We start from the raw sequence: 18,783 nt of genomic DNA, 5'->3' as shown, positions 1-18,783 counted from the left end.
ATAGGTTGGCTCACACTAGAAGCCGATCATTCTATAGCCTTACCCAAGCAATGTAGTGCTTGTCAGAGCCGCATGAGCGCAGTACCGTCCCTTTTTCCGGCTGTGGGCGGTTGAGAAGTCACTTGTGATGCAGTAGATTAATGAAAGGACTGTTTGCATGACAGAGGAAACCGGAACCAAAGCTACCTACTATCACTACAAGCTCATTAAAAAAATCAGTATTCCACGTCAGCTGATATGGAGTCACATCTCGTTGCCTGTAATTATGCTTCTTTTCCTGCTTCTTGCCTTTTCATGGACTAGCCTGTTTTTGTTTGTTCTAGCTTTCTTCCTGACCTTATGGGTACACTTCGTGATCTCCCGATCTGTACTGTTCATAAGCAAAACAGCCTTCCGCAAGCGCTGGGCATTTCACCGCAAGCTGCCTTGGCTGGGTTATATGACAGACCAGTACATAGGCTACGGCCTCTTTCGCCGTGTGCATATACATACGCTATGGATCGGCATCTGCTTGTCGGCTGTATTCATTCTCTGGTCTCCACCAGCCTTTACTGTATCCTTGCTCTTTTGGCATCTGTGGCTTATTGCACCGCGCCTATACATCCTGAGCCGTCTTACAGGCGAAAGGAAAGATGGCATGTTGAAGTTCACCGATGAAGATGCCTCATATTATCAGCAGTAGACTAGCCATTCATCTATCCATATAGTTAGAAGCTTATACCTGATCTGGCATATCTCCAATGAACTAGAACCGCATATTCAAAAAAGGAGCAACCCCATAAGGTTGTTCCTTTTTATCTTCCTCCCCATTCCACACTACCCTTTAACACTCTTGTTGGATTGTCTGATCCTCATTCCTTACCCCTGACCTCATAGATAGGTTAACTAATATACCAATCAATATAGAAAAGGAAGCCCCATCTACTTAACAACAGCAGTTTCGAGTGCTTCCTTATGCTTTATCATTCATTATACTTAGCATCTTATCTTTTACATTTTAGGTCGCCTGTGACTTACTTAAAGGAGTCCCTATGTCCGCAGCCCGCTGTATCCGGGTTGAGAACCGTGAAATCACTAATTAAGATCTACACTTTTGCTTTTCGCAGCAGCCTTACCATCCTTCGGGACCAATACAGTAAAAGAACCATCATGCACAGACAAGTGCACCATATGTTTATTTTTCAGGAATACTTTCTGATTAAAAGTCGATAGATTCGGTTCTTCTGTCCAGCCCCAGGCTGCAATTTCCTCCAGATAGGGGGCAGGCAAGCTATCACTTTCCTTCAAAGCCGGTAATGCATAGCGTACATAGTCCATGTCTGAGTTACTGCTGGCCCGATCAGTTTTACTCGCTTCTTTAGGGACCGGAAACGTCTTTTCGTTCGCTGCACCCTCAAACGATGTCCAAGAAGGTTCCTCTGTCCCGCACCCGGTAAGAATCGCGACAGCGACACTGAATAGCACCAATAGAGCAAGCCATTTATTTCGCCGCATGATCTCCCCTCCTTACCAGCTTGATTCACTATACAAACCCTATTTGAGAATTTGCATAATTCTGCAAGAACGCAGCGTGTGTATATGGGATTCAGTACCTATATTATACCGGGTTCCCACTAACATTCCGTAACAAAAATGTTACCTTCCTTTGGCAAGAGCATTTCTAAAATATACGTACGCAAAAAAGGATCATAATCTCCAAGAGATTATGATCCTTTTTTCTTTTGCTTGGCGACGTCCTACTCTCCCAGGACCCTGCGGTCCAAGTACCATCGGCGCTGGAGGGCTTAACGGTCGTGTTCGGGATGGGTACGTGTGGAACCCCTCCGCTATCGCCACCAAACATGAATTTACATCGTAAATTCTTTTTCAGGAATCAGCATCGCCAAATGCTGTGTGTTCGCTTGTCTCATATAAGCTACTTGAGCTTATACTATACAAAGCTTACACCCTGAAAACTGGATCCGAAACTCCATTGCGTTCTATACTTTAGGATAAGCCCTCGACCGATTAGTATTGGTCAGCTTCATGCATTACTGCACTTCCACCCCCAACCTATCTACCTCGTCGTCTTCAAGGGGTCTTACATACTGGGAAATCTCATCTTGAGGGGGGCTTCACGCTTAGATGCTTTCAGCGCTTATCCCTTCCGTACATAGCTACCCAGCGGTGCTCCTGGCGGAACAACTGGTACACCAGCGGTACGTCCATCCCGGTCCTCTCGTACTAAGGACAGCTCCTCTCAAATTTCCTACGCCCACGACAGATAGGGACCGAACTGTCTCACGACGTTCTGAACCCAGCTCGCGTACCGCTTTAATGGGCGAACAGCCCAACCCTTGGGACCTACTTCAGCCCCAGGATGCGATGAGCCGACATCGAGGTGCCAAACCTCCCCGTCGATGTGGACTCTTGGGGGAGATAAGCCTGTTATCCCCAGGGTAGCTTTTATCCGTTGAGCGATGGCCCTTCCATGCGGTACCACCGGATCACTAAGCCCGACTTTCGTCCCTGCTCGACTTGTAGGTCTCGCAGTCAAGCTCCCTTCTGCCTTTGCACTCTTCGAATGATTTCCAACCATTCTGAGGGAACCTTGGGGCGCCTCCGTTACTCTTTAGGAGGCGACCGCCCCAGTCAAACTGCCCACCTGACACTGTCCTCGTACCGGATCACGGTACCAAGTTAGAACCTAGATACGATCAGGGTGGTATCCCAAGGATGCCTCCTCTCAAGCTGGCGCTCAAGTCTCTCAGGCTCCCACCTATCCTGTACAGATCGTACCCAAATTCAATATCAAGCTGCAGTAAAGCTCCATGGGGTCTTTCCGTCTTGTCGCGGGTAACCTGCATCTTCACAGGTATTAAAATTTCACCGGATCTCTCGTTGAGACAGCGCCCAAGTCGTTACGCCATTCGTGCGGGTCAGAATTTACCTGACAAGGAATTTCGCTACCTTAGGACCGTTATAGTTACGGCCGCCGTTTACTGGGGCTTCGGTTCATAGCTTCGCCCTAAAAGGACTTACCACTCCCCTTAACCTTCCAGCACCGGGCAGGCGTCAGCCCGTATACTTCGCCTTGCGGCTTCGCACAGACCTGTGTTTTTGCTAAACAGTCGCTTGGGCCTTTTCACTGCGGCCCCCTCGGGCTATTCACCCTACCGAGGCACCCCTTCTCCCGAAGTTACGGGGTCATTTTGCCGAGTTCCTTAACGAGAGTTCTTCCGCGCGCCTTAGAATTCTCTTCTCGCCTACCTGTGTCGGTTTGCGGTACGGGCACCTTCTCCTGGCTAGAGGCTTTTCTTGGCAGTCTGAGATCATGACCTTCGCTACTGTAATTTTCGCTCCCCATCACAGCCCAGCCTTACGATGTGCGGATTTGCCTACACACCAGCCTCACTGCTTAGACGGACATCCATCAGTCCGCGTCACTACCCTACTGCGTCACCCCATCGCTCATAACGGATTACGGTGGTACAGGAATTTCGACCTGTTGTCCTTCGACTACGCCTTTCGGCCTCGCCTTAGGTCCCGACTTACCCTGAGCGGACGAACCTTCCTCAGGAACCCTTAGGCTTTCGGCGGATCTGATTCTCACAGATCTTTTCGTTACTCATACCGGCATTCTCACTTGAATGCAGTCCAGCGCTCCTTACGGTACACCTTCAACCCGCATTCAACGCTCCCCTACCCCTGATACCTAAGTATCAAGCCATAGCTTCGGTGGCGTGTTTAGCCCCGTTACATTTTCGGCGCAGAGTCACTCGACCAGTGAGCTATTACGCACTCTTTCAATGGTGGCTGCTTCTAAGCCAACATCCTGGTTGTCTGTGCAACTCCACATCCTTTCCCACTTAACACACACTTGGGGACCTTAGCTGATGGTCTGGGCTGTTTCCCTTTCGACAATGGATCTTAGCACTCACTGTCTGACTCCCGGAACCAAGTCTATGGCATTCGGAGTTTGACTGAGCTTGGTAACCCTTGCGGGCCCCGCACCCAATCAGTGCTCTACCTCCACGACTCTTATTCCGAGGCTAGCCCTAAAGCTATTTCGGGGAGAACCAGCTATCTCCGGGTTCGATTGGAATTTCTCCGCTACCCCCACCTCATCCCCGCATTTTTCAACATGCGTGGGTTCGGGCCTCCAGTGCGTGTTACCGCACCTTCACCCTGGACAGGGGTAGATCACCCGGTTTCGGGTCTACGTCCACGTACTCAAGTCGCCCTATTCAGACTCGCTTTCGCTACGGCTACAGTTTTTCACCTTAACCTTGCACGGGAACGTAACTCGCCGGTTCATTCTACAAAAGGCACGCCATCACCCATAGATCGGGCTCTGACTTCTTGTAAGCACACGGTTTCAGGATCTATTTCACTCCCCTTCCGGGGTGCTTTTCACCTTTCCCTCACGGTACTGCTTCACTATCGGTCGCCAGGGAGTATTTAGCCTTGGCAGATGGTCCTGCCGGATTCATACGGGGTTTCACGTGCCCCGCACTACTCGGGATCCGTCTCGGAGGGAACAGGTTTTGAACTACAGGGCTTTTACCTTCTCTGGCGGGCCTTTCCAGACCTCTTCATCTAACCGGTTCCTTTGTAACTCCATGTGAGACGTCCCACAACCCCAAGGAGCAAGCTCCTTGGTTTGGGCTAATCCGCGTTCGCTCGCCGCTACTGACGGAATCACTATTGTTTTCTCTTCCTCAGGGTACTTAGATGTTTCAGTTCCCCTGGTATGCCTCTGTTCTGCCTATGTATTCAGCAGAAAGTGACTGTCGATGAAGACAGCCGGGTTTCCCCATTCGGACATCCCCGGATCAAAGCTTGCTTACAGCTCCCCGAGGCTTTATCGTTGTTCGCCACGTCCTTCGTCGGCTCCTGGCGCCTAGGCATCCTCCGTGTGCTCTTTGTAGCTTAACCTAGCATTTACTTCGTAAATGCGATTTGCTTTGAATTTCGGTTCCACACGAATGTGTGAATGAAATTCAAGGCAGCTACCTTTATTTCACTTGTTTACACAAGATCAGCGTAAAGGAATATTCTAAAACGCAATTTCGTTTCGGTATCCAGTTTTCAAGGTGCAATTCGCTTCAAAGAAGCGAAACCCGATGAATATTTCGGTTCCACACGGATGTGTGAATGAAACATTCGTCGAAGCTAGAGAGTTTGAGCTCTCAAAACTGAGCAACGAGTGAGTAAGTGTTTGAAGCTTACGCTTCATATTTGAATGTTTCCGTTGCAGGAAACGATTCTCCATAGAAAGGAGGTGATCCAGCCGCACCTTCCGATACGGCTACCTTGTTACGACTTCACCCCAATCATCTACCCCACCTTCGGCGGCTGGCTCCCTTGCGGGTTACCCCACCGACTTCGGGTGTTGTAAACTCTCGTGGTGTGACGGGCGGTGTGTACAAGACCCGGGAACGTATTCACCGCGGCATGCTGATCCGCGATTACTAGCAATTCCGACTTCATGCAGGCGAGTTGCAGCCTGCAATCCGAACTGAGACCGGCTTTTCTAGGATTCGCTCCAGATCGCTCTTTCGCTTCCCGTTGTACCGGCCATTGTAGTACGTGTGTAGCCCAGGTCATAAGGGGCATGATGATTTGACGTCATCCCCACCTTCCTCCGGTTTGTCACCGGCAGTCTGCTTAGAGTGCCCAGCTTGACCTGCTGGCAACTAAGCATAAGGGTTGCGCTCGTTGCGGGACTTAACCCAACATCTCACGACACGAGCTGACGACAACCATGCACCACCTGTCTCCCCTGTCCCGAAGGAAAGGTCTATCTCTAGACCGGTCAGGGGGATGTCAAGACCTGGTAAGGTTCTTCGCGTTGCTTCGAATTAAACCACATACTCCACTGCTTGTGCGGGTCCCCGTCAATTCCTTTGAGTTTCAGTCTTGCGACCGTACTCCCCAGGCGGAATGCTTAATGTGTTAACTTCGGCACCAAGGGTATCGAAACCCCTAACACCTAGCATTCATCGTTTACGGCGTGGACTACCAGGGTATCTAATCCTGTTTGCTCCCCACGCTTTCGCGCCTCAGCGTCAGTTACAGCCCAGAGAGTCGCCTTCGCCACTGGTGTTCCTCCACATATCTACGCATTTCACCGCTACACGTGGAATTCCACTCTCCTCTTCTGCACTCAAGCTCCCCAGTTTCCAGTGCGACCCGAAGTTGAGCCTCGGGATTAAACACCAGACTTAAAGAGCCGCCTGCGCGCGCTTTACGCCCAATAATTCCGGACAACGCTTGCCCCCTACGTATTACCGCGGCTGCTGGCACGTAGTTAGCCGGGGCTTTCTTCTCAGGTACCGTCACTCTTGTAGCAGTTACTCTACAAGACGTTCTTCCCTGGCAACAGAGCTTTACGATCCGAAAACCTTCATCACTCACGCGGCGTTGCTCCGTCAGGCTTTCGCCCATTGCGGAAGATTCCCTACTGCTGCCTCCCGTAGGAGTCTGGGCCGTGTCTCAGTCCCAGTGTGGCCGATCACCCTCTCAGGTCGGCTACGCATCGTCGCCTTGGTAGGCCTTTACCCCACCAACTAGCTAATGCGCCGCAGGCCCATCCATCAGTGACAGATTACTCCGTCTTTCCTCCTCTCCCCATGCAGGGAAAGGATGTATCCGGTATTAGCTACCGTTTCCGGTAGTTATCCCAGTCTGAGGGGCAGGTTGCCTACGTGTTACTCACCCGTCCGCCGCTAGGTTGTTTGAGAAGCAAGCTTCTCAAACAACCCCGCTCGACTTGCATGTATTAGGCACGCCGCCAGCGTTCGTCCTGAGCCAGGATCAAACTCTCCATTAAAGACCAACCGAAGCTGGTTTATAGAAAGAGCGATTTGCTCATTTTGAAACTGACGAGATAAAATATCTCATTGTTCGCTTCCATTTTATACAGCCTGACGGCATGTACCAAAATTTCAGCGTTGGATTTTGCAAGCAAAATCCGTACTCACTCGTTGTTCAGTTTTCAAAGATCAAACATTTCGCGTCTGCTTCAGGGTTTATTTCATCCCCTCAGCAACTTTTATAGTATATCATGTTTCTCTCAGTTGTGTCAACACTTTTTTTAAAAGTGTTTTTCGCTCTTATTTGATAACACTAGAAGCGACAAGAAATAATATATCATACTTTTATTATATTGTGCAACTGTTTTTTCAAAAAAAAATACTTAAGTAACAATACACTCAATATAAAGCTCTCTTTGAAGCATTAAGTTAACGATTTCTCCGTTTACCTGCACCAACGGACGTGTCGGATGGTCTCGATCGGCAAATATGATTTCCCCTGTACGGCTATCATTGAGACGCACCTTGGTTCCGTTATTGAATTGAGTAAGCTTTTGGATGAAAACCTGTACAACACCCGGGTCCAGCTTACCAAAGGATTCCGATTTGATTTGCTCCAGTACCAGATACGGGGATTGTGCTGGTCGGTAGGTCTTCTCCAGCGTCATGGCATGGAATACATCAGCCACTCCAACGATTTTAGCGTAAATATGAATTTGCTCCCCTTTGAGTCGCAATGGATATCCGGTACCATCCACTTTCTCATGATGCTGAAGAGCTGCCAGACGTACTCCTTCATTAATGGCCTTCACATTTTTGAGTAATTGGTAGCCTAATGAGGTATGCTGTCGAATTTCTTCCTGCTCCTCCCACGTTAATGTAGAAGGCTTGTACAGAATGTCCGGGTCCATTTTAGCATTCCCAATATCATGGAGTAATCCGGCAAAAGCAACCTGCATCCAGTCCTTTTGGGGCAAGCCAATCCATTGAGCAATAGAATACGAGGTCAGAGAGGTTAGGACCGCATTATGAAAAATATAATCAACTTCAATCATGGCACGCGGAGAATATGTCATTACATTATAGCGCTGGATGTATACCAGCAAGGCTTCCAGCTGCCCCCGCAACTCATATATGGATAAATTAGATACGAGTACCGATTGGAACGCATTTTTCACGAGCATCACCATTTTGTCGTACTCTTCCTGAAATAAAACGGACTCATCTCGCTCCTCTAGCGAAGGGAATTGCGATTCAGGCGCTCCAACTCGGGCAGTAGCATGATCTTCACCAGCTTTTTCCAAACCATCAGGCCCTACTTCTACTTGCTGGATCAGGAACGCTTGTAAAATCTCCAAATCACGCGGTAGCAGAATACGGCCCTTCGGAAGCAGCAAGCTGCCCATTTCAGTAAATACGTCGCTTTGCAATCTTAGTCCTGCTTTTAATTCGGATACGGAAACTGTTGTCATGGTCAACCTCTCTGTTCTCATAGCAGCAGCTCTAGCTGTCAGTTTTTATTATGTCATTATATTACTTGAACTTGCTCCTGTACATTCATTTTATATGATTTGTAGCATACTTGCTGTATTCATTTTTCGGCAATAGAAAAAGACTCCCTGACCAATGGCCAAGGAGTCTTCCCCGTCATTTAGAAACCAATACCACTGTTTATATCGGTGGATTGTTATGCGTCTTCAGAAGGCTCCGAATCGTTACCTTGTGTTCCTTCTACATCCGTCCCAAGGGCTGAATCATCTGTTGATGGAGATGCACCCTCACCAACTTCTAGGTTAGGATTCTGCTCATCAAGCAGTTCATCTAGCAATTCATCTTGCTCCTCATTCTTGTTCGCACGACAAACGGTAGCAACTGAATCATCTTCGCGGATGTTGATCAACCTTACCCCTTGTGTATTCCGACCCATCGTCGAAATTTCTTCCATGCTGGTCCGAATCAAAGTTCCGCTGGCTGTAATGATCATTAGATCCTCTTCGGTTTTTACAACCTTGAGGCCGACAACTGGACCATTTTTATCTGTGACGTTAATCGTCTTGATCCCCTTACCTCCACGGCTTTGAATACGGTAATCCACTACAGGCGTACGTTTGCCATATCCTTTGGCCGTTACGATCAGGATATCCAGGCTAGTATCAACAATATCCATGCCTATTACAGCGTCACTCTTGTCGAGAGTAATACCTTTAACCCCAGTAGCACTACGACCCATGGAACGTACATCACTCTCAGGGAAGCGAATAGACATACCTTGCGCCGTACCAATGATCATTTCCTGCTGTCCATCGGTCAGCTTCACTTCGATCAGGGCATCATCCTCACGCAGGTTGATAGCAATCAAGCCGCCCTTACGGATATTAGCGTAGTTATCGAGCGGTGTCTTCTTGATAATCCCTTGCTGAGTAGCAAAGAACAGGTAGCTGTCCTCTACAAATTCCTCAATTGGAATGACCGCATTGATCGACTCACCCTGCTCAATTTGAATCAGGTTAATGATCGGTGTCCCCCGGGCTGTCCTGCTCAGATCAGGAATCTCATAGGCCTTAATCCGATATACTTTCCCCTTGTCGGTGAAGAATAACAAATGATGATGTGAATTCGTAATGAACAGATGCTCTACGAAATCCTCATCCTTGGTATCCATCCCCACTACACCACGACCGCCACGTTTTTGACTACGATAAGTAGTCACGGGAAGACGCTTAATATATCCGGTATGGGTTACAGTAATGATAACATCCTCACGCGGAATAAGATCCTCGTCCAGAATACTCTCTTCACCCACTGTAATTTCAGTACGGCGTTCATCTGCGAAACGCCCTCTTAGCTCATTAAGCTCTTCGCTGATAATGTTAAGCACCAGATGCTCGTTGGCCAAAATTTCGCGGTATTCCGCAATCTTTTGCAACAACTCATTGTATTCGTTCTCGATCTTCTCACGTTCCAAGCCAGTCAGGCGTTGCAGACGCATATCCAGAATGGCCTGAGCCTGCTCGTGAGACAGCGAGAACCGTTCAATCAATCCTTCACGTGCTGCTTCTGCGGTCTGTGAGGAACGAATTAATGCAATGACCTCGTCCAGATGGTCAAGGGCAGTGCGCAAGCCTTCCAGAATGTGTGCTCTGGCCTCGGCTTTTTTTAGATCAAATTCTGTACGACGACGAATGACTTCAACCTGATGCTTGAGGTAATGATACAAGACATCTTTCAGGTTCAGAATCTTCGGCTCGTTATTTACAATTGCGAGCATATTGATACCGAAAGTGGACTGCATTGCCGTATGCTTGAACAAATTGTTCAGAACAACGTTCGGGTTCACATCCCTGCGCAACTCCATAACGACACGCATGCCCGTACGGTCTGATTCATCCCGCAGATCGGTGATACCCTCAATACGTTTGTCACGTACTAATTCAGCAACTTTTTCGACCAAACGAGCCTTATTTACTTGGTAAGGCAGCTCATGCACGATAATCCGTGCTTTATTGCCAATCTCTTCTATGGTGGTCTTCGCACGCATAGTTACAGATCCGCGGCCGGTCTGGTATGCCTGACGAATGCCCGAGCGTCCCAAGATATAGCCTGCTGTCGGGAAATCCGGCCCTTGAATATAATCCATCAGTTCCATCGGTGTAATGTCAGGGTTCTCAATCAGTGCTTGTACACCGTCAATAACCTCTCCTAAGTTATGCGGAGGAATATTAGTAGCCATTCCGACCGCAATCCCGCCGACACCGTTCACCAGCAAGTTAGGATAACGTGCAGGCAACACGACCGGCTCGTTCTCCTCCCCATCGTAGTTCGGCATAAAATCAACGGTCTCTTTGTTCAGATCACGCAGCATTTCCATCGCGATCTTCGACAATCGTGCTTCCGTGTAACGCATCGCAGCCGCCATATCTCCATCAACGGAGCCAAAGTTACCGTGTCCGTCCACCAGCATATAACGCAAGGAAAAATCCTGCGCCATCCGAACCATCGTATCGTATACGGCCGTATCACCATGAGGGTGATATTTACCGATAACTTCACCGACGATTCTTGCCGATTTTTTGTATGGCTTGTCTGGCGACATGCCTAGCTCGGACATCGCAAACAAAATACGTCGGTGTACCGGCTTCAGTCCGTCCCGCACATCAGGCAAGGCACGGCTAACAATAATACTCATGGCATAATCCATAAAGGATTCGCGCATTTCCACTCCGATATCCCTGTTGATGATTTGCGAGTTTTTTTGATCCGCCATGCTGGTCCTCCTTCTCATCCTTCAATACATTGCTCTCTATGTGAAAAGCCTAACAAGACACTGCCTATATACTCCGCTCTGTGCGCAGGATTTTGGCTGAAATCCTCATCTGTATAATTATATTACTTTCACAAAAAGAGCACAATTAAACGCATCTGTCCGCTTTACAGCGTAAAACTCTCAGTGATTGCCCTGCTATGAGCAGCAGATGGCTACCCATCATACAACTCACAGGTCATGATTATGACAAATTCCCCCGAACTGGGGATTAGCCCCCACCCTGAAGGCCTTTTCCACATACAATACGTATACGGTCAGGGTTAACTGAGCACAATTCCGAAAAAACGCCGTATTTCTCTATTATATCATTGTTTTACGCACTTGTCCTTTAGTTTCCCTTGTTTTGTTCAAGCGTTGTAATTTCCATGAACGTAGCTTACATTTCCAAAAGAAAGGGATGAGAATACTTGTCTATTCAACGAGTATCCAGTAAGTGGACCAAAACAAATATCATTCTCCCCAATTCAATGTTGTCCGCTTATGTACCGGAAACACGTTTGTATGCAATGGAGCATTTGAATGAAATGCTGGCATTGTACGGAACCGTCTATATTAAGCCGGATAACGGTACTTATGGGAAAGGGGTTATGCGGGCAGAGAGACTCACTGAACCACTTCCGCCGAATGAAGAGGGAATTATCGGAGAAAGAACGTGGTACATCCTCCGTTATGAGGTAGAGACCCATACCTTCGAAAATCTGGAAGACCTGCATAAAGCAGTTTCTCACCGCATACGGAAGCGTCCCTATCTAATTCAACGAGGAATCCCCCTTCTTCATCATGATGCACGACCCTTTGATCTACGAGTATTAACGCAGATGAACTTAAGAAAGCAATGGGAAACGACGCTCATCATAGGGCGTGTTGCTGCTCCCGACAAAGTCGTCACCAATCATCACAGCGGAGGCACAACACGCTTTTTCAATGAACTGGTAGCTCCATATCTGGATGTAAAGGAAGCGGTACGGCTGGAGCAAAAGCTATCGAAAATGGGCGAGCGGGTAGCTTGGCAGTTGCAAAAGAGGTATCCCCGCTTGAAGGAAATTGGTTTGGATATAGGACTGGATCAGCAAATCTATCCGTGGATTTTGGAAGTGAATACGAGGCCAGCCATTAAGGTGTTCTCTTCCCTGCCCAACAAAAGCCTATATCATAAAATATTCAGGTATGCTGTAGGCTACGGCCGTTATACAGCATCCACGGGTAAGCCTGCACGCACTAAGAAAAAGGCGTAAAGCTTTGAAATTAAATATTCAAATTTTCTCCGACGGGTTAATGACAAGACAAGGGACGCTCCATCTGAGCGCCCCTTGGTGAATTCTTTCTAAAATCACATCATGTATTAAACATCAAGATTTTTCACGTACTTGGCGTGCTCCTGAATAAAGTCGCGACGCGGTTCAACATTATCGCCCATTAGGGTATCGAACATCGTATCAGCCAGCATGGCATCACTGATGGTAACTTGAAGCATTGTACGGCTCTCAGGGTCCATTGTCGTTTCCCACAACTGGGTTGCGTTCATTTCACCCAGGCCTTTATAACGCTGTACGTTGTACTTCGCATTTTCTCCGAATTCACTGATGATAGCATCACGTTCGGCTTCAGAGTTTGCATAACGTACGACCTTATTGCGCTCTACCTTAAACAGCGGCGGCTGAGCAATATAGACATAACCGGCGTCAATAATTTTACGCAAGTACCGATAGAAAAATGTCAGCAATAGCGTCCGAATATGGGCTCCATCGACGTCCGCATCGGTCATGATAATGACCTTGTGATAACGAGCTTTAGCAATATCAAAATCGTCGCCAATCCCCGTTCCCATAGCCGTTACCATTGACCGAATTTCATCACTGGACAAAATACGATCCAAACGTGCCTTCTCGACATTCAGGATTTTACCGCGAATAGGCAAAATAGCCTGAAAGTGACGATCACGGCCTTGCTTGGCCGATCCGCCCGCTGAATCGCCTTCAACGATGTACAGTTCGCTAATCGACGCATCCTTGGAAGAACAGTCTGCCAGCTTACCTGGGAGAGAGCTGATTTCCAGCGCACTTTTACGACGAGTCAGCTCACGCGCTTTCCGTGCAGCCTCACGAGCACGGGCTGCTTGTAATGATTTATCAACAACGCGGCGCGAGACAGACGGATTTTCCTCCAGAAATTCCTGAAGTTTCTCTGCGAACAGGGATTCGACAATCCCGCGTACCTCACTGTTACCCAGCTTCGTTTTGGTCTGACCTTCAAACTGTGGTTCCGGGATTTTGACGGAGATAATCGCTGTCAGTCCTTCACGCACATCGTCACCCGTCAAGTTGGCCGTGTTGTCCTTGATAAAGCCATTTTTGCGTGCATAATCGTTAATGATCCGGGTCAATGCGCTCTTGAAGCCAGATTCGTGGGTGCCGCCTTCATGGGTGTTGATGTTGTTGGCGAAAGAATAAATATTTTCGGTATAGCTGTCGTTATATTGCAGCGCAACTTCGACTTGAATCATATCGCGTGAGCCTTCGACATAGATCGGTTGCTCATGAAGCGCTTCTCTTTTCTGATTCAGAAATTGTACGTATTCACTGATTCCGCCCTCGTAGTGGAACGTATCACTGGCGCCAGTCCGTTCATCAGTCAGGCTAATCGCAATTCCTTTGTTCAGGAAAGCCAGCTCACGAATCCGCGTTTGGAGCGTATCATAGTCATATACAGTCGTTTCTGTAAAAATTTGATCGTCCGGGTAAAACGTCGTTTGGGTACCGGTTTCGTCCGTATCGCCAATGACTCTGACATCATACTGCGGAGCACCACGATGGTACTCCTGCTCATACACATGTCCATCCCGTTTAACGTGAACGATCATTTTGCTGGAGAGGGCGTTCACTACGGATACACCAACGCCGTGCAGACCGCCGGATACCTTGTACCCCCCACCTCCGAATTTACCACCTGCGTGAAGTACAGTCATGACTACTTCCAGCGCAGATTTTTTCATTTTGGCGTGTTCGCTTACCGGAATACCGCGTCCGTTATCTGTAACGGTGACGCTGTTATCTTCGTGAACGACAACTTGAATGCTGTCACAATAGCCTGCCAGCGCTTCGTCAATGCTGTTGTCCACAACTTCCCAGACCAGATGATGGAGCCCTTTGGCACTGGTGGAACCGATATACATCCCGGGACGTTTCCGAACCGCCTCCAGGCCCTCCAGGACCTGAATCTCACCCGCATCATAAGACGGTTGATTCATAGACATGCCTTTCACCTACTTCTATAGATTCTATGGTTAAGCATTGGCAACAAACTGGTTTGCCCGCTTTTTGAGAGTTGTTGAGGAGATGGGGGAATAATACACCGTATTTTGAGTCACCACGATGGACTTGGCTTCCTCTTCACCAATCATCTCGACATGCTTTTGCTGTTGGGCGTGGTTCACGTACTGCTTGGAGATTTTAGAGGATTTTTCAATCGAGATATCGAAAATAGCCACAAGCTCTGACGAGCGGATGATTTTTTCTCCACCCAGATGAATATACATAGCGGTCACTCACTCCTTAGTGTTCCACATGCCCGTCGTGGACGTGGTAAATACTGGCATCCTTGAGCCGTTCTGCATTCAAGGTCTCAATACCGGTTGCCGTGATAAAGGTCTGCACCTTGCTCTGGAAGGTCTCGATCAGTTGGGTCTGACGGTAGGGGTCCAGTTCGGATAGAACATCATCCAGCAGCAGGACAGGATATTCACCAATTTCCTCATGGATTAATTCAATTTCAGCCAGCTTCAAGGACAGGGCAGTCGTCCGCTGCTGCCCCTGAGAGCCATACGTATGCACTTCCCTGCCGTTAATGGCAAAGGCCAAATCATCACGATGGGGTCCTGCCAAAGTCATACCACGGCGGATTTCCTGTTCCCTCATTTGGGATAACTTTATCATAAATCGCTCCAATAAGACAGCTTCATCTTCTTCCTCCGGCTCGCTGAAGGAGGGAACATAGGTCAATTTTAACTCTTCAGCTCCTCCAGTGATCCCTTCATGAATGGCCTGAGCCCACTTTTGCAGCTTTGTTATAAATTGTTTCCGCTTTTTAACAATTTTAACACCGTGCTCAACAAGTTGCTCATTCCAAACCTCCAGCATGAGCTGTACGGAAGCCATATCTTTGCCCCAAGCTTGCTTGAGCAGATTGTTACGCTGGACCAGCACTTTCTGGTATTGCTGCAAATGGTACAGATATCCTGGAGCAACCTGTCCAATTTCCATGTCAAGAAACCGGCGGCGAACCCCCGGCGTTCCCTTGACGATTTCCAAATCCTCAGGTGCAAACATAACGACATTCAGCGAACCGATAAAGTCGCTTAGCTTTCGCTGCTCCAATCCGTTGATCTTCGCTTTTTTTCCTTGTGTGGATAACGACAGATCCAGCCTGATTTTTCCGTATTTCTTATCTACATCCGCAGCAATGTGAGTCGAGGTAGCCCCGAAAGAGATCAACTCCTTGTCGCGCGACGTCCGGTGGCTTTTGGTCAAAGCCAGGACAAAAATCGCCTCTACCAGATTCGTTTTGCCCTGCGCATTTTGTCCGATCAGCAAATTAACGGGCCCAAATTCATTCAGCTCCAGCTGTTCATAGTTCCGATATTGCTGCAAAACAATGTTGTTCACAAACACATAGGGTCCCCCTTGTTACTCCGCACCTAAAAGGAGTCCTTGCCGACCAGGCGATCATGCTCCTGCCGTGATCTCGAAACTTCCGTTGTCCTCTACTTCTACGGTATCGCCCGGGTACAGTTTTCTTCCGCGTCGTTCTTCCGGCTCACCGTTGACACGAACTTGCCCCTCCTGCAACAGAGCTTTGGCCATTCCTCCTGTAGAAACACAATCGGCTAATTTTAAAAATTGATCGAGCTTGATGTATTCGGTCTGTATAGATATCCGTTTCAAGGCTTGTTCATCCTTTCGCTTGTTCTCGGGTGGGTGACGCTAGACGTTAGTTGGTGGTGCGATATGGCAGGATGATGTACAGCGCATTGCTGGAGTCCGCCGGTTTTAAAATGATGGGGCTCATAATGCCGGTAAAAGCAATCGTCAGTTGCTCGCTGTCAATCACCTTCAGCACATCAAGCATATATTTCGAATTGAACGAGATTTTGAGCGGCTCTCCCTCAAATTTGGAGACTGTGACTTCCTCGCGTACTTTACCCAGCTCAGAGGAGCTGGAGGAAATCTCCAAGCCGCCGTTTTCCAGCGACTGCATTTTTACAATATTCGTTTTTTCCTCACGGGACAGCAAATAAGCACGGTCGATGGATTCGCTCAAACTTTTTGTATCCACAATCAGTTCTGTTTTGTAGGAGGTTGGAATAATTCTAGAAGTATCCGGATACGTTCCGTCCAAAATGCGGGAATAAAACAGAACCCGGTCAATTTTGAATAATACCTGGTTGTCTGCTACGACGATATCCACAAGTATATTTTGATCCGGAATAATTTTGCTCAGTTCGTTCAACGTTTTACCTGCAATGACAACATTGCTGAAACGCAAGCCTTCAGACGTTTCCAAACGGGCGCTTCGGGTGGCGAGGCGGTGGCGGTCCGTTGCTACAAATTTCAATTCGTCCTCAGCCAAATTCCACAATACCCCTGTCAAAATAGGTGTCGTTTCGTGGGTGGAAATGGAGAAAACGGTCTGCTTAATCATGTTCTTGAGCAAATCGCCTGGTACAGAGATGACCTGATTTTCTTCAATGCTTGGAAGCACCGGGAATTCCTCAGGGTCCAGACCCACCATCTGAATTTCGGTTGCACCGGATGAGATGAAGGTTTGGAAATGGTCTTTTACCTCCATACGGATCTCCTGAGACGGCAGCTTCTTGATAATTTCGACAAAGAACTTGGCTGGCAGTACAACACTTCCCGGTTGTTCAACTTGAACGACAGTTTGGTCACCATCCTCCATAGGAATAAAGGATTGAATGGAGATGTCGGTATCACTGGCAGTCAACGTTACTCCCTGATGATTCACATCCAGCTTAATACCACTCAAAATTGGAATCGTGGTCCGACTTGATATGGCCTTGGATACATGTTGTATAGCCTCGTTCAATACGTTTTTCAAAATGCTGATCTTCATAAGTTCCTCCTACGGGTTTTAATCCTTCAAGCACGCGTTGACGCGGGCCTTATTTAGGTGATGTATATCTTTAAAATCTATTAGTAATAGTAATAGGCGCACTGAATATGTGGATAAGTCGCTGCAAGCCTAATAAAATCAAGCCTATCCACATGTGTATAAGTTGTGTATAGGCTCTGAACTTGTTCAGGTTGGATTTTTGATTTTTTCAATTAGGCTGTTGATAACTTTGAACAGCTCCTGATCCACTTGAATGGATTTGGAGATTTTTTCGTGCGCATGAATGACGGTTGTATGGTCGCGTCCACCGAAGGCTTCTCCAATTTTCGGCAAAGAATAGTCGGTTAGCTCACGGGACAGGTACATAGCGATCTGCCGTGGAAAAGCCACCGCCTTTGTCCGCTTGCGTGCTTTGAAATCCTCCAGGCGCAGATTGTAAAATTCCCCGACTTGATGCTGTATATCCTGAATGGTAATCATTTTGGGACGACTGGAAGGAATAATATCCTTTAACGCCTCGGCCGCGAGATGACTTGTCACATCCTGATTGGTCAGCGAGGAATAGGCAACGACGCGAATCAGCGCCCCTTCCAGCTCACGGATGTTCGTATCAATCTGGTTGGCGATATACATCATGGCCTCATTGGGAATATCCAGGTTTTCCGCTCGCGCCTTTTTCCGAAGAATTGCAATTCGCGTTTCCAGATCCGGCGGCTGAATATCCGTAATCAATCCCCACTCAAAGCGGGAACGCAGCCGTTCCTCCAGCGTTGGGATCTCTTTAGGCGGACGATCGCTTGATATAATAATTTGTTTGCGTTCCTCATGAAGCGCATTGAACGTGTGAAAAAATTCCTCCTGCGTCGACTCCTTGCCTGCAATAAACTGAATATCATCGATGAGCAAAATATCAATATTACGATATTTGTTCCGGAAGCTTTCACCACGGTTGTCCCGGATGGCATTAATAAATTCGTTAGTAAACTTCTCAGATGACAAATATACCACCTTGCTGGCCGGGTTGTGCTCCAAAATATAATGCCCGATGGCGTGCATCAGATGCGTTTTGCCCAGACCTACGCCGCCGTACAGAAACAGCGGGTTGTAAGCTTTGGCCGGCGCCTCGGCGACGGCCAGCGATGCTGCATGGGCAAAACGGTTCCCCGATCCGATGACGAACGTATCGAATGTATATTTGGGATTCAGCATATGGGACACGGCTTCTTCATGTATGACCGGCTGCTGCTGAGGTTGTTGCTGGAGATCGAACTCGGCGGGCTTGTTCTCTTCAATGACGAACTTGACCTCCAGCTGCTTGCCCAAAATTTCATAAACCGTTGCCCCGACTAGCTTGGTATAGCGGCTTTCAAGCCATTCCACGGCAAAAGTTGTCGGTGCAGAAATCACAATGGAGTGGTCATTCAGTTTCGCTGCCTTGGTAGCCTTAAACCAAGTGTCGTAACTCGGCTTACTCAGCTTGGTTTGTATGATGGATAGAATTTGCTGCCATAGTTCAGAGGTATGGCTGTCCAC

The 18,783-nt window shown here is 48.0% G+C and carries 11 protein-coding genes and 3 rRNA genes; 2 read left to right on the top strand and 12 right to left on the bottom strand.

Features of this window, described 5'->3' with window-relative positions:
- The first annotated feature begins 157 nt into the window (after nt 1-157).
- Nucleotides 158-682: a hypothetical protein gene (locus NST83_RS00070; protein WP_137061079.1), complete on the top strand. Its 525-nt coding sequence runs from the start codon at nt 158-160 to the stop codon at nt 680-682.
- A gap of 392 nt (nt 683-1,074) precedes the next feature.
- Here the strand turns inward: NST83_RS00070 and NST83_RS00065 are convergent, their stop codons facing one another.
- From NST83_RS00065 to gyrA, 6 genes are all read right to left on the bottom strand, one after another.
- On the bottom strand, nt 1,075-1,494 hold the full coding sequence (locus NST83_RS00065) for a hypothetical protein (protein WP_025682455.1): 420 nt from the start codon (nt 1,492-1,494) through the stop codon (nt 1,075-1,077).
- A 229-nt stretch (nt 1,495-1,723) separates the two neighbouring features.
- Nucleotides 1,724-1,840 (bottom strand): 5S ribosomal RNA (gene rrf / locus NST83_RS00060).
- A 147-nt stretch (nt 1,841-1,987) separates the two neighbouring features.
- Nucleotides 1,988-4,917, bottom strand: a 23S ribosomal RNA gene (locus tag NST83_RS00055).
- Nucleotides 4,918-5,256: 339 nt separating this feature from the next.
- Nucleotides 5,257-6,814 (bottom strand): 16S ribosomal RNA (locus NST83_RS00050).
- Together the 16S, 23S and 5S rRNA genes form the textbook arrangement of a ribosomal RNA operon.
- Nucleotides 6,815-7,180: 366 nt before the next feature.
- Nucleotides 7,181-8,269, bottom strand: coding sequence for an HD-GYP domain-containing protein (locus NST83_RS00045; protein WP_342416143.1), 1,089 nt, complete (start codon nt 8,267-8,269; stop codon nt 7,181-7,183).
- 215 nt (nt 8,270-8,484) lie between these two features.
- Nucleotides 8,485-11,061 carry a DNA gyrase subunit A gene (gene gyrA / locus NST83_RS00040; protein ID WP_342416142.1) on the bottom strand — a complete coding sequence of 859 codons (2,577 nt, stop codon included), beginning with the start codon at nt 11,059-11,061 and terminating at the stop codon, nt 8,485-8,487.
- A 467-nt stretch (nt 11,062-11,528) separates the two neighbouring features.
- Here gyrA and NST83_RS00035 point away from each other — a divergent pair, with 467 nt between their 5' ends.
- Nucleotides 11,529-12,356 (top strand): YheC/YheD family protein, encoded by an 828-nt coding sequence (locus tag NST83_RS00035; RefSeq protein ID WP_342416141.1) that lies wholly within the window; start codon nt 11,529-11,531, stop codon nt 12,354-12,356.
- 107 nt (nt 12,357-12,463) lie between these two features.
- Here NST83_RS00035 and gyrB read toward each other — a convergent pair whose 3' ends face one another.
- From gyrB to dnaA, 6 genes are all read right to left on the bottom strand, one after another.
- Nucleotides 12,464-14,374: a DNA topoisomerase (ATP-hydrolyzing) subunit B gene (gyrB, locus tag NST83_RS00030; RefSeq protein ID WP_342416140.1), complete on the bottom strand. Its 1,911-nt coding sequence runs from the start codon at nt 14,372-14,374 to the stop codon at nt 12,464-12,466.
- 30 nt (nt 14,375-14,404) lie between these two features.
- The gene (locus NST83_RS00025) at nt 14,405-14,656 is read right to left on the bottom strand and encodes an extracellular matrix/biofilm biosynthesis regulator RemA family protein (RefSeq protein WP_007433255.1); all 252 of its coding nucleotides are present in this window, start codon (nt 14,654-14,656) and stop codon (nt 14,405-14,407) included.
- 16 nt (nt 14,657-14,672) lie between these two features.
- Nucleotides 14,673-15,788 carry a DNA replication/repair protein RecF gene (gene recF, locus NST83_RS00020; RefSeq protein ID WP_342416139.1) on the bottom strand — a complete coding sequence of 372 codons (1,116 nt, stop codon included), beginning with the start codon at nt 15,786-15,788 and terminating at the stop codon, nt 14,673-14,675.
- Between the two features lie 54 nt (nt 15,789-15,842).
- Nucleotides 15,843-16,061, bottom strand: a complete 219-nt coding sequence (yaaA, locus tag NST83_RS00015) for a S4 domain-containing protein YaaA (protein WP_014279009.1) — start codon at nt 16,059-16,061, stop codon at nt 15,843-15,845.
- Nucleotides 16,062-16,107: 46 nt separating this feature from the next.
- Nucleotides 16,108-17,250, bottom strand: a complete 1,143-nt coding sequence (gene dnaN, locus NST83_RS00010; RefSeq protein WP_342416138.1) for a DNA polymerase III subunit beta — start codon at nt 17,248-17,250, stop codon at nt 16,108-16,110.
- 186 nt (nt 17,251-17,436) lie between these two features.
- Nucleotides 17,437-18,783, bottom strand: a complete 1,347-nt coding sequence (dnaA, locus tag NST83_RS00005) for a chromosomal replication initiator protein DnaA (protein WP_137060982.1) — start codon at nt 18,781-18,783, stop codon at nt 17,437-17,439.

The organism is Paenibacillus sp. FSL R10-2782 (genome assembly GCF_038592985.1).
In the GTDB taxonomy this organism is placed as follows: Bacteria; Bacillota; Bacilli; order Paenibacillales; family Paenibacillaceae; genus Paenibacillus; species Paenibacillus terrae_C.
Note: the sequence above shows the minus strand (reverse complement) of the source record. Positions and strands in the feature narration are given on the sequence as shown.

Coding starts and splice junctions, on each gene's coding strand:
- NST83_RS00070 (WP_137061079.1), top strand. CDS start 158: ATGACAGAGGAAACCGGAACCAAAGCTACCTACTATCACTACAAGCTC.
- NST83_RS00065 (WP_025682455.1), bottom strand. CDS start 1,494: ATGCGGCGAAATAAATGGCTTGCTCTATTGGTGCTATTCAGTGTCGCT.
- NST83_RS00045 (WP_342416143.1), bottom strand. CDS start 8,269: ATGACAACAGTTTCCGTATCCGAATTAAAAGCAGGACTAAGATTGCAA.
- gyrA (WP_342416142.1), bottom strand. CDS start 11,061: ATGGCGGATCAAAAAAACTCGCAAATCATCAACAGGGATATCGGAGTG.
- gyrB (WP_342416140.1), bottom strand. CDS start 14,374: ATGTCTATGAATCAACCGTCTTATGATGCGGGTGAGATTCAGGTCCTG.
- NST83_RS00025 (WP_007433255.1), bottom strand. CDS start 14,656: ATGTATATTCATCTGGGTGGAGAAAAAATCATCCGCTCGTCAGAGCTT.
- dnaN (WP_342416138.1), bottom strand. CDS start 17,250: ATGAAGATCAGCATTTTGAAAAACGTATTGAACGAGGCTATACAACAT.